This window comes from Flavipsychrobacter sp., from assembly GCA_041392855.1.
Lineage (GTDB): Bacteria > Bacteroidota > Bacteroidia > Chitinophagales > Chitinophagaceae > UBA5543.
Genome location: JAWKLD010000001.1, coordinates 2,101,705 through 2,114,022 on the forward strand (window position 1 = coordinate 2,101,705; position 12,318 = coordinate 2,114,022).

The 12,318-nt window shown below is 37.8% G+C and carries 7 protein-coding genes; 4 read left to right on the top strand and 3 right to left on the bottom strand.

The window, feature by feature from the left end:
- Positions 1-4: 4 nt before the first annotated feature.
- On the bottom strand, positions 5-988 hold the full coding sequence (locus R2800_09705; protein MEZ5017314.1) for a T9SS type A sorting domain-containing protein: 984 nt from the start codon (positions 986-988) through the stop codon (positions 5-7).
- A gap of 301 nt (positions 989-1,289) precedes the next feature.
- Between R2800_09705 and R2800_09710 the strand changes: the two genes are divergently transcribed.
- Positions 1,290-1,571 carry a co-chaperone GroES gene (locus R2800_09710; protein MEZ5017315.1) on the top strand — a complete coding sequence of 94 codons (282 nt, stop codon included), beginning with the start codon at positions 1,290-1,292 and terminating at the stop codon, positions 1,569-1,571.
- A 47-nt stretch (positions 1,572-1,618) separates the two neighbouring features.
- Positions 1,619-3,265, top strand: coding sequence for a chaperonin GroEL (gene groL / locus R2800_09715; GenBank protein MEZ5017316.1), 1,647 nt, complete (start codon positions 1,619-1,621; stop codon positions 3,263-3,265).
- A gap of 75 nt (positions 3,266-3,340) precedes the next feature.
- Here groL and R2800_09720 read toward each other — a convergent pair whose 3' ends face one another.
- Positions 3,341-4,372, bottom strand: coding sequence for a PorP/SprF family type IX secretion system membrane protein (locus R2800_09720; GenBank protein MEZ5017317.1), 1,032 nt, complete (start codon positions 4,370-4,372; stop codon positions 3,341-3,343).
- Between the two features lie 8 nt (positions 4,373-4,380).
- Positions 4,381-8,952 carry a PKD domain-containing protein gene (locus R2800_09725; protein ID MEZ5017318.1) on the bottom strand — a complete coding sequence of 1,524 codons (4,572 nt, stop codon included), beginning with the start codon at positions 8,950-8,952 and terminating at the stop codon, positions 4,381-4,383.
- 142 nt (positions 8,953-9,094) lie between these two features.
- Between R2800_09725 and acs the strand changes: the two genes are divergently transcribed.
- Positions 9,095-11,008 carry an acetate--CoA ligase gene (acs, locus tag R2800_09730; GenBank protein ID MEZ5017319.1) on the top strand — a complete coding sequence of 638 codons (1,914 nt, stop codon included), beginning with the start codon at positions 9,095-9,097 and terminating at the stop codon, positions 11,006-11,008.
- 86 nt (positions 11,009-11,094) lie between these two features.
- Positions 11,095-12,309, top strand: coding sequence for a diaminopimelate decarboxylase (gene lysA / locus R2800_09735; GenBank protein MEZ5017320.1), 1,215 nt, complete (start codon positions 11,095-11,097; stop codon positions 12,307-12,309).
- The last annotated feature ends 9 nt before the right edge of the window (positions 12,310-12,318 follow it).

The window sequence follows — 12,318 nt, forward strand, 5'->3', positions numbered from 1 at the left end:
TATGTTATTTATCAACTGACAATTTACCTGTATAAACTAGAGCACCATCGTTTGACGTAATACTGTAGAAATACATGCCTGATGGTAATTCTTTCACATTAACCGTAGTATTTTTCGTAAAATTTACCTGCTTCACTTTCTGACCACTCATATTATAAAGCTCCCATATCAACGGTTGATTTATTGTGGTATTGATATTCACCACTTCTGTAGCAGGGTTAGGATAACAGCTTACAACTTCATTATTCAATAAAGGGAAGTGTATTCCCGAAGAATGAATACCTGCTTCTACATCATCAACAGTTAGCTTGCTACCGTCCACAGGTACTGTAGCCGTAACACTAGTACTACTTAAAAACAGCACTAACAGTTTATCCGGAACAACGTTTGGGTCTATGTAATTAATCTTTACTTCGTATTTCGTATAAGCAGATACTTGACTAGCAATGATCGTATCTGCACTTCCTACTATCGAGTCTGCCCCTCCTAATCCTTGCCCTGCCAGCACAGCTGTTATGATTATCTGTGCTTTATCTCCTCCTTGAGGTGCATATTTAAGCCAGGCGCTAACATAACCTATTCTTGAGCTTATTGATGTTCCCCCTACATAGTTTATGCTGGATATTGGGTTATTGGGGTCAAATTTAGCAATGTCTATTCCTGGTCTTGCATTGGTTAATATACCTGGTATTACTCCTAGTGTCGTGCCCTGATTCTTACTGGTTACCTCTGCCGCAAAAGAGCCAGAGTGCGCGCTACTAGATTTTACCATTTGCTTGGTAAGGCTAGACGTTGGAATGGTTAGAAAAGGAGCTACTGTATATATTAAAGAATCAGTACCAAACCAATGATCAGGCAACGTAACCTGTGTGCTTGGGAAACCAACAGAAAGAGAACGCCAACTCTCCATCCCTGCGCCCGAAAATGTTTGTGCAGTAGCTGACAGCATACTTATTAAGATGGTGATCGATAGTAAAACTTTTTTCATAATCACATATGGTTTTCTGTTATACAAATACTAGAATACAAATCTATCGTATTTTTTACCCAAAAATGCGCTGTAGCTACATATCCGTGTAAAATCTCCCTAATAGAATAAAACAAGCTGTCTAACTGTCAAAATGAGAGGTTACAAGCAAAATATGCAAAATTGACCGTACTAAAAGATAGCCCCAACAGTATATTTGCAATATCTCTGCAAAAATGACGGTACTATTGCAATGGCATAATACATGTTATAAAGGAGGTACAATCGTAAAAATTAATAAATCGTAAAATAGTTAGTGATTATGGCAAACAACGTTAAAATTACTCCACTACATGACAGAGTGATAGTTGAAGCAGCTGCAGCTGAAGAAACTACTGCAAGCGGTATCATCATTCCTGATACTGCAAAAGAAAAACCACAAAAAGGTACTGTTATAGCAGCTGGTCCTGGCAAAAAAGATGAGCCAATGACTGTAAAAGTTGGAGATACTGTATTGTATGGTAAATATGCAGGTACAGAGATATCATTGGAAGGACGCGACTATCTTATCATGCGCGAAAGCGATATTCTAGCTATTGTCTAACATTTATCTAGCAATTTGATTACTAAAACAAGTAAAAAGTAAAAATTATGTCTAAGCAACTATTCTTTAATATAGAAGCACGTAATAAAATGAAGGCTGGTGTAGATGCATTGGCTAACGCAGTAAAAGTAACATTAGGACCTAAAGGTCGTAACGTTGTAATAGAAAAGAAATTTGGAGCACCCGCGATCACTAAAGACGGTGTTTCAGTAGCGAAGGAAATAGAGCTTGAAAACCCTATTGAAAATATGGGTGCTCAGATGGTGAAGGAAGTAGCTTCAAAAACTGCAGATGTTGCAGGTGATGGTACTACTACCGCTACAGTTCTTGCTCAAGCTATCATTAGCGAAGGACTTAAAAACGTTGCAGCAGGTGCTAACCCAATGGATTTGAAACGTGGTATTGACAAAGCTGTTGGTGTAGTTTTTGAAAACCTTAAAGCTCAGTCTGAAAAAGTTGGTAACGACAATAAGAAAATTGAGCAAGTAGCTACTATCTCCGCAAACAACGACAATGAAATTGGCAAGTTGATCGCTCAAGCAATGGAGAAAGTAGGTAACGAAGGAGTTATCACTGTAGAAGAAGCAAAAGGCACTGAAACTACTGTAGATGTAGTTGAAGGTATGCAGTTTGACCGTGGTTACTTAAGCCCATACTTTGTTACTAATACAGAGAAAATGCAAACTGAACTGGACAACCCATTGATACTTATCTATGATAAGAAAATCAGCACAATGAAAGATATCCTTCCTTTATTGGAAAGTGCTGTACAAAGTGGTCGTCCGTTATTGATCATTGCAGAAGATGTTGATGGTGAAGCATTAGCTACACTTGTTGTAAATAAACTACGTGGTTCCCTTAAGATCGCAGCTGTAAAAGCACCTGGTTTTGGCGACCGTAGAAAAGAAATGCTACAAGACTTAGCTATTCTTACTGGAGGTACTGTTATTAGTGAAGAGCAAGGCCATAAACTAGAGAATGCAACTGTTGAACATTTAGGACAGGCTGAAAGCGTAACAATTGATAAAGACAATACTACTATCGTAAATGGTAGAGGTGAAAAAGCTAACATTGATGCTCGTGTAAATCAAATCAAAGCGCAAATGGAAACTTCTACTAGCGACTATGATAAAGAAAAATTACAAGAGCGTTTAGCTAAGTTAAGTGGAGGAGTTGCTGTACTATATGTTGGTGCTTCTACAGAAGTGGAGATGAAAGAGAAAAAAGACAGAGTAGACGATGCGCTACACGCTACACGTGCAGCTGTTGAGGAAGGTATCGTGCCTGGTGGAGGTACTGCTTTCATCCGTGCTATTGAGTCTTTAGCTACATTAGAAGGTGATAATAATGACGAGACTACAGGTATCGCTATTATTCGCCGTTCTCTTGAAGAGCCATTACGTCAAATAGTTGCTAATGCTGGTATTGAAGGATCTATCATTGTACAAAAAGTAAAAGAGGGGAAAGCAGACTTCGGTTTCAATGCCCGTACTGAAGTATATGAGAACCTACTTGCTGCAGGTGTTATCGACCCAACTAAAGTAAGCCGTGTAGCTCTTGAAAATGCAGCTTCTATAGCTAGCATGTTATTAACTACAGAGTGCGTGATTGCTGACAAACCAGAGCCAGCAGGAGATGGCCATAGCCACGATATGCCTCCTGGAGGTATGGGTGGAATGGGAATGGGAATGTAATCACTCCTTTTCAATATTAAGAAAGCCGTTATGCTAAATACATAACGGCTTTCTTTTTGTTTATGATCTATCTTTTTACCAAAAATTATGAGGGCATATTGTTCTACTTCTTTGCAGATTAGGATTATTTAGCAACCCAGTTTTTACTAATGTAATTTCATATCCTCCTTGTAAATTGCTAGCTGCCTGTAGAGAGGACAAGTTCATATCGTAACTCATACCTATGTTATAACTCTTGTACTTTAATTTTACTACAGGTACTACAGCATCTAAAACTCTATAAAAAGCTCCAGCATAAATACCAAATACTAGATCTCCATTATAGTTTTTTAAATTCCAACCTAAAAGCCCACCTGCTATCGCTTCGTTATAGTTACCCTGCCTCATATAATTTATATGAACTTGATAATTAAAAGATTCACTAGCCTTCACGCTCATGCTTGCACTGGCATTCCATCTTGTATCAGTCTTAATATTAGGGTCTTTATAAAAAGAGCTATTGGGTTGAGTAATATGATAAGCTGCAACTCCTACTATATAATTAATATTATCCTCTTCTCCTACGGTGCTACTAAAACTCACACCTGCACCCAAATCCCATTGACTTAATTTAGGATTAGGTAACGTTTCTCCATTGGGATTATCCGGGCTATAATACCCATTTTGATATTGATTATCAAAGGTAGCTTTGGAAGGATTAAAACTTCGTTGTAAATATCCTCCTGTAAAACCTACAGATAAGTAAGAGTTATTATCATCTTCTAAGTACTTATTATAGTTAATAGCAGGGTATATACCCAATGTCTGCAAATCAATACTGCCTGCTTTATCATAATATGCCAACAATCCAAAACTAGCGAAATCCTTGCCTATTGGAAGATGCGATTCCACATTAGCAACAGCTGTAGTAAATGGTCTACTGATGCTACTCCATTGATTACGATAAACTACTCCTACCTTGTAATCATCAGTAAACAAGCCTGTCAATGATGGATTTCTTAAAATTGACAACTCATAAAATTGAGAAAAGTGAATATCCTGTGCGTTAGAAGATACTCCTAAAAACAATGTCACTATTGTTGATAATATGATAACTGACTTTCTCATTTCTTCTTTTAACGAATTATTGTAACATCACCTTTCCATTGCAAAACTTCTCCTTCATCACAAGTAGCTTCAACAATATACACATACACATCAGGAGGTAACACCTTACCATTGTAAGTACCGTCCCATGCACTTGCTTTATCGTTAGTAGCAAATCCATCTCTTTTAAAAACTACCTCACCCCATCTGTTATATATTCTGAAACTGTTTATACGCTCTATACCTGTTCCTCTCGGATAAAACACATCATTTTGCCCATCTCCGTTAGGCGTAAAAGTATTAGGAATAAATACTTGACTCTTATCACACAAAACCTTTATCGTCACAGATGCACTATCTACACAATTATATCTAGAATACGCCGTAAGTATATAGGTAGTTGTCTTTAACGGAGTCGCTATAGTAGATGGGCAGTTAGCACAACTTAAACTTTCACTTGGCGACCATATTACTCTATTAATGTCGTTACCTGTTACGGATAAGTCTGCTGAGGTTCCTGCAACTATTGTTTGTTCACCAGTAACTATTGGGTCAGGTTTAGGTCTTACTACCACATCCACAAAGTTCGTATCAGGGATGCAAGAGCCTTCATATGCTATCACCATAAACTTTGTCGTCTGAGTAGGGAACGCTTCTGGGTTTCCTATAGCGTCATTATCTAATACTCCTCCCGGTGTCCATTTATACGTTCTTGCGCCTGTAACGCTGAGTAATATTCTTTCACCTTCACATATTTCACCACCCTTGCCTACTTCACTCTTTACATCAGTCTTTGTATCTATTGCTACCTTACTTGTATCCTTACAACCATTAACATCAGTCCCTATTACTGTGTAGAATATTTTTGAAGGTGGTGAGGCATATGGGTTAGTACAATTGACACAACTCAAATATATTGCTGGCGACCATACATATGTAGTAGCGCCTGTAGGTTGTAACATTATAGAGTCTTTTACACAAATTAAAGTATCGTCTCCAGCTGTCACAGTCGGATTCCCATATATTGTTACATTCTTAGTAATTGAATCTTTACAACCATTGGCATTAGAAACATACAGCGTTACCGGATAGCTGCCTTTAGGACCGTAATAATTGGTCGTGCTAGACTTGGCACTCGTTTGTCCATTATCAAACTTCCACGACCATGATGCGACATTTGAATAAGGTGAAACAGACTTATCATCAAACTTAACAATAGAATTTTCACATGGGGCTTCTATTTCAAAATCAGCAATTATTTCATCAACAGTAATTGTATCTATACCATTACTAAAACTTTGACATCCAGAGCTGTTACCAAAAATAACCTTAGGCAAATACTTGCCAGCAGCTGTATATGTATGCGACAAGCTGCTTACTGAATTTGTTACGGTATTACCATCTCCAAAATCCCAAACAACAGTAGGCACGCTTGAAGTTGTAGTGCTGGAGAACTGTATCGTCATAGGCTTACACCCAATTAAAGGTGTGTAAGTAAATGCGCCTGCATAACCCAATACCTTAACAGATCTATATGCGGTATCCTTACAACCCAAGGTATCCGTAACGATTAATCTTATTGGATAATTTCCTTGTGCTGTATATATTTCGCTAGGTGTAAAGCTACTGGTTGTAGTACCATTGCCTAAATCCCACAATGTATTTATTACACCTGTAGAAGTATTAGTAAACTTGGCTAAAAGAGGAGGACAAACAGCTATAGAATCACTAATTGTAAAACTAGCTGTAGGTTTTTGCACCCTGATAGGATTACCCACTAAAGTATCTTTACAACCCAAACTATCGGAAACTATCAAAGTAGGTGTAAATGTACCCTTTTGTGAATATATATGCTTAGGCTGCGCATTGGTTATGGTATCACCATCTCCAAAATCCCAAAATGCAGATCTGCTATTAATAGAAAAGTTAAAGAATGAAACTGTATCGCCTTGACAAATCTTATTAGTGCTATTGAAAAATGCAACAGGCTTATGAGGATGAATATATTCTATTCTAGTAAAAGAATCCTTACAGCCTACATTGTCTGTAACAACAATTTTTATATCATACGCCCCTCTATTGTTATAAGTATACCTTAAAGTATCATCCGTTGAAGTAATTGAGGTTGTTGTATTCACTGTCCATTTTCTACTCAATATATTTGCCCCTTGTGTGGTTATACTTGAATCTTGAAAAAGTACATCATGAGGCACACAACCTAACAATGGAGTAGCTCCAAAATTAGCTACAGGTTGTGCCACTAATATATAATTACTCTTCACCCTTTCATGAGTACAACCATTGATGTCAGCAACTACAAGTTTTATTTCGTGATAACCAGTATCTGTAAATTTGTATTTGAATGTTGGTATTATGATCTGCTTAAGCGATCCGTCTACATACCATAAGTATTCTTTAGGTGTTCCTCCTGTAATTGATGGTGTAAATGTTACAGTATCTCCTAAACAAACTGCTGTATCATCAGCAGAAAAATCCACACCCATATCTAGTAAAGTAAGTGTCTGCTGAACAGAATCCCAACAACCTGTATTACTATTGTGCACTACTATCTTAGCATTATAAGTACCATTGGCAGCATATGTGTGTATTGGTTTATCTAATATTGACGTATTACCATCACCAAAGTAAAAAGTATGTGATGTTTCATCTTTAGTAGTATTCTCAAACGACACTTTAAGAGGAGTATCACAATTCACTTTAGTAATAAATTCTGCAACAGAAGGCTTAATGATAATGTAGTCTTTCTTTTCTAAACGAGACAAACAACCATTATGATAAGCCTTTAATGTCACATCAAAAGTATCTGCTTTAGTATATTCCTTACCAGGGCTTTTAGCGGTAGTATTTGTACCGTCTCCAAAATCCCATTCCCATTTTGTAACTGTACCTGTTGTCGTATTGGTAAATACTATCTGTTCTCTTGGGCAGGCTATAGTAGGTGTTGCCGTAAAACTTACTACAGGTTTCTTACCTACATAGATGTAAGTGGTATCATAAGCTATACACCCTTTTAATGTCGTCACTTTTAATACAGCCCTGAAAATGCCGGTATCTACATAAGTATGGTTAGGATTTTTGACTGTTGAAGAATTACCATCTCCAAAATCCCAATTATAAGAACCTATAGGGTAAGGATAATTTACGCCGCTGTCTACTTCTGCAAACGACTTAAAACTAACTTGAAAAGGAGCGCATCCGCTATCTACCGGAGGTGAAATCCTTGCCTTCAAATCGAATAATTCAACAAACGAGGTCTTAGTTAAAGTATCAAAACAACCTTTATTATCAGTCGCTGCAAGCCTTACAGTATATTGGCCATTTTGTGTATAGGTATAACTAGGAGAAGCATTTGTACTTGTCCCAATACCATCCCCAAAACTCCACCAATAGCCTGTAAGTACACTTGTAGTACTTGTAGGAAAAAACTTAACAGTTTGAGGAGCTGGGCAAAGTGTATCAGGCACTTTGTAAAAGTCAAATACGGGAGCAGGATTAATAGTTATCGTCTTTGTCGTAGTATCAGTACATCCACCTGCGTAGGTAACTAATTTTACAGTGTACGTACCTGCCGTGTTATAATTAAACGCCGATGATATTTGTGTTGAAGTATTATTACCAGCATCTCCAAAGAACCACAATGCACCTGTAGGTGTTGGTGTAGAAGTATTTGTAAAGTTAACTGTTGCCTTAACACAAGCTTGAGTAGGCGCTGTAAAGTTTGCTACCGGCTTAGGCATTTTTATGTAGTCTATTTTTGTAATACTATCCTTGCAACCATTATTGTCAGTAACCACTAATTTAACATCATACGTTATGGGAGGCGTTCCTGTATAGGAAAAAGTAGGATTAGCAATAGTGGAGGTGCTTGGAGATACGTTACCCGAGTTCCACAAATAAGTATATGGGGTAGTACCTCCTGTAGTAGTTGACGTAAAGTTTACCGTTGCAGGAGAGCTACAGAACACTGTGTTATTAGCCGTGAAGTTTGGAGAAGGTTTATCGTGAACTAAAATGTAGTTATTCTTTGTGAGGCTTGAAGAACACCCGTTGCTGTTTTTTACAGTAAGTGTTATTGTTTTTGTACCTGGTGTCGTATAGACTTGAGTAGGGTTTTGCAAATTTGTAGTTCCTACACCTGTATACCATGTATATGTGGCCGCCCCGGGGGCATTGTTGTTTGTACTATTAGTAAAATTAACTGTCAATGGAGGACAGCCTACTAAAGGTGTTGCCGAGAAGTTAACTGTTGGGGCAGGATGGACAGTTATATAAGCCGTTTTTGTTTCCACATCGGTTGATGTTCCGTTAGAAACTGTTAAGCTTACGGTGTAAGTGCCAGGTACGGTATAGATAGTACTTGGATTTGTATTGTTGGTATTTGAGGTCGATCCATTATTGAATACCCAATTTCTTGTTGTAATATTTGACCCAGTGGACTGATCTGTAAAAGAAACCAACAATGGGGCACAACCTGACAATTTATTAGCTGCAAAGCCTGCACTAACTTGTGCTGTAGCAGATATTACAGAACACAACAACAAAAAAACAACTAGAGCGTATTTTCTGGTATTAGGTAGCATTGGCGCTTAAAATCAAAATAAAGTAATAATATTCCTAAAGTTACTTATTTAATAAGATTAACTCTTGATTAGTAAGACGCAAGAATATTGCAGAAGGTTAGCTTTTTTCTTAGTTTCAATCATTAAAATATTTTAATAAAATATGTCATATCCATACCAGTTAAAAACTATTAATGAATATAACCAAGCCTATAATTTGAGTACTGAAGACCCTGAAGCTTTTTGGGGGTCTATAGCCGAAAATTTTGTTTGGAAAAAGAAATGGGACTCGGTATTAAAATGGGACTTCAACGAACCAGATATTCAATGGTTTATTAATGGCAAGTTAAACATCACTGAAAACTGTATTGATAGACACTTAGAAAAAAATGGAGATACCCCAGCAATTATTTGGGAAGCCAATGATCCAGAAGGTGGTCATCAAACCATATCATATAATGAACTTCATCATAAAGTATGTCAATTTGCACATGTTTTAAAGAACAATGGGGTAAAAAAAGGAGATAGGATTTGTATTTACATGGGGATGGTACCAGAACTGGCTGTAGCTGTATTAGCTTGTGCCCGTATTGGAGCTATACACTCTGTGATTTTCGGTGGCTTTAGTGCTAAAAGTATAGCCGACAGGGTTATTGATGCCCATGCAGAATATATTATAACCTGTGATGGCGCCTATAGAGGCGCAAAACAAATTCCTCTGAAATCAGTAGTAGATGATGCGTTGACTCAATGCGATTTTGTAAAAAAAGTGATCGTATTAACCAGAACAGATGCTTCTGTAAGTATGATAGAAGGCCGAGATGTATGGTGGGAAGATGAGATAGAAAAAGTAGAAAAAGCCGGCAATCCAGACTTTCCTGCTGTAGAAATGGATGCAGAAGACCCTTTGTTTATTTTATATACTTCTGGCTCTACTGGTAAGCCTAAAGGTGTAGTGCATACCTGCGGTGGCTATATGGTATATACCACTTATTCTTTTGTCAATGTTTTTCAATACACACCCGGGGACGTCTTCTTTTGTACTGCCGATATTGGCTGGATAACAGGGCATAGCTATATCGTATATGGTCCTTTAAGCGCAGGAGCTACAACACTTATGTTTGAAGGGGTGCCCACATGGCCTGATGCAGGACGCTTTTGGGACATTGTAGACAAGTATAAAGTTAATCAGCTGTATACTGCCCCAACAGCTATTCGTAGTCTTATGGCTTGCGGAACGGAACACTTGGAAAATAAAAACTTAACAAGCATTAAAACACTAGGCAGTGTGGGTGAGCCCATTAACGAAGAAGCTTGGCATTGGTTTGATGAAAAAATAGGGAAAGGAAACGCACCAATAGTAGATACTTGGTGGCAAACAGAGACTGGTGGCATAATGATATCCAACTTATCAGGCGTTACGCCAGCTAAACCTGCTCATGCAACGCTACCTTTACCAGGCATACAGCCTGTATTGATGGATGAAAATGGCAAAGAAGTAACAGGCAATAATGTGAGCGGCAACCTATGCATTAAACACCCTTGGCCATCTATGATACGCACCACTTGGGGTGATCTTAAAAGATGTAAGGATGTTTACTTCTCCGCATACGAAAATATGTACTTTACAGGAGATGGCTGCCTTAGAGATACTGATGGCAATTACCGTATAACAGGTCGTGTAGACGATGTGCTGAATGTAAGTGGACACAGAATAGGCACGGCCGAAGTAGAAAATGCTATTAATATGCACCAAGGTGTTATTGAGAGTGCCGTTGTGGGCTATCCACACGATGTAAAAGGAATAGGCATCTATGCATATGTAATATATGACCATCACCACGTGGACGAGAAGCATACAAGTGCTGATATTAGAGAAACTGTTTCCCGAATTATAGGCCCTATAGCTAAACCTGATAAAATACAGTTTGTTAGCGGGTTACCCAAAACACGTAGTGGTAAGATAATGAGACGAATATTGAGGAAAATAGCTGAAAATCAGACAGAAAACCTTGGAGATACAACCACCCTCCTAGACCCAACAGTAGTTGAAGAAATAATAAAAGGCAAACAATAGTTTGCTCTTATTTTCATATTTAAAAGAGCAAGTAACGTTTATTACTTGCTCTTTTTCTATTTTTGCAGACTTTATAAGAAACAATCATGTTTGAACCGATAACAAATGAACAGCTAATTGCTGTTGCAGAAGAATTTGGCACACCTACTTATGTGTACCATGCTGAGAAGATTGCTAATCAATACGAGAAATTACAAAATGCTTTTAAAGGGCACCCTACAAAGTTCTTCTATGCTTGCAAAGCGCTAACTAATATCAATATACTTAAGTACTTAAAGAGCTTGGGGTCTTGTATCGACTGTGTAAGTATCTATGAGGTTCAACTGGCACTTAAAGCAGGGTTTGACTGTAACGACATTCTCTTTACACCTAACTGTGTAGATATTAGTGAAATCGAAGAAGGCGTTGCTCTTGGTGTAAATATCAATATTGATAATATCTCCATACTAGAGCAGTTTGGCAACAAGTATGGTAACAGCTACCCTATTTGCATCCGAATTAACCCTCATATCGAAGCAGGAGGTAACTATAAAATATCTACTGGGCATGTGGATAGTAAGTTTGGTATTTCCATTCACCAAATGAGACATATTGAACGCGTAGTAAAAACAACCAACCTGCATGTAAAAGGTCTTCACATGCACACTGGTAGCGAAATAAAGGATACCAGTATATTCTTACGCGGGCTAGAAGTAATGTTTGAAATGGCTAAACATTTTGACGCTTTAGAATATCTAGATATGGGTAGTGGCTTCAAAGTACCTTATAGAGATGATGAGATTGAAACAAATATTGAAGAGCTAGGTGCTCAACTTACAGAAGCTGTTAGCGCATTTGAGAAAGAATACGGCAGACCTTTGGAAGTATGGTTTGAACCGGGGAAATATTTAGTTAGCGAAAGTGGTAGTTTTATCACAAAAGCTAATGTGATCAAACAAACACCTGCTACTGTTTTTGTTGGCATCAACTCGGGCTTCAACCACTTAATAAGGCCAATGTTTTATGAAGCTTATCATAAAATAACCAATATCTCTAACCCTAACGGCACTAAACGCATCTATACTATAGTCGGCAACATTTGTGAAACTGATACATTTGCTTGGGATAGAGTAATGAGCGAAGTGCGTGAAGGGGATTACCTGATCTTCCATAATGCAGGTGCTTATTGTTATCAGATGAGTAGCAACTTCAACTCTCGAATGAAACCTGCTGAAGTGCTCATAAAAGACGGGAAGGCTCACCTAATAAGAGAGCGAGATGAGTTTGAAGACCTAATGCACAAACAAATAGAAGTACTATAAAATAAATAC

Coding starts and splice junctions, on each gene's coding strand:
- lysA (MEZ5017320.1), top strand. CDS start 11,095: ATGTTTGAACCGATAACAAATGAACAGCTAATTGCTGTTGCAGAAGAA.
- R2800_09710 (MEZ5017315.1), top strand. CDS start 1,290: ATGGCAAACAACGTTAAAATTACTCCACTACATGACAGAGTGATAGTT.
- R2800_09720 (MEZ5017317.1), bottom strand. CDS start 4,372: ATGAGAAAGTCAGTTATCATATTATCAACAATAGTGACATTGTTTTTA.
- R2800_09725 (MEZ5017318.1), bottom strand. CDS start 8,952: ATGCTACCTAATACCAGAAAATACGCTCTAGTTGTTTTTTTGTTGTTG.
- acs (MEZ5017319.1), top strand. CDS start 9,095: ATGTCATATCCATACCAGTTAAAAACTATTAATGAATATAACCAAGCC.
- groL (MEZ5017316.1), top strand. CDS start 1,619: ATGTCTAAGCAACTATTCTTTAATATAGAAGCACGTAATAAAATGAAG.
- R2800_09705 (MEZ5017314.1), bottom strand. CDS start 988: ATGAAAAAAGTTTTACTATCGATCACCATCTTAATAAGTATGCTGTCA.